Source organism: Pseudomonas sp. IT-P253, assembly GCF_949768125.1.
Taxonomy (GTDB): Bacteria; Pseudomonadota; Gammaproteobacteria; order Pseudomonadales; family Pseudomonadaceae; genus Aquipseudomonas.
The window spans coordinates 1-320 of the sequence record NZ_CATKPT010000072.1 but is presented as its reverse complement, the minus strand read 5'-3'; the positions used below and the strand labels follow the sequence as shown (position 1 = coordinate 320).

Here is a 320-nt window from a genome sequence, read left to right as displayed (position 1 = left end):
GCCTGGGACGACAGCACGTCCAGGCTCTGAGCGCGGGAGGTGCGTGGCGCAGCTTCCAGCGCGAACGCGGTAATGCCGCACTCGGCCAGCTTGGCAATGGTTTCATTGCTGAACGGATTGAGCATGCCCACCACAATGGTGCCGCTCTTTATCAGCGTCAGCTCGCTGTCGCTGGGGGCGACCACCTTGAGAATCAGCTCGGCACCAAACGCATCATTGGCGCTGCCAATGGTTGCGCCTGCCGCTTCATAGGCACTGTCGACAACACTGGCATTAATGCCGGCGCCGCTTTGCACAGTGACCTTATGACCCTGGCCGAT

General features: G+C 60.9%; 1 pseudogene. It reads right to left on the bottom strand.

Annotated features, from left to right (window positions below):
* Positions 1-320: pseudogene (locus ACM6IR_RS25105) on the bottom strand (NAD(P)(+) transhydrogenase (Re/Si-specific) subunit alpha); the annotation flags it as partial.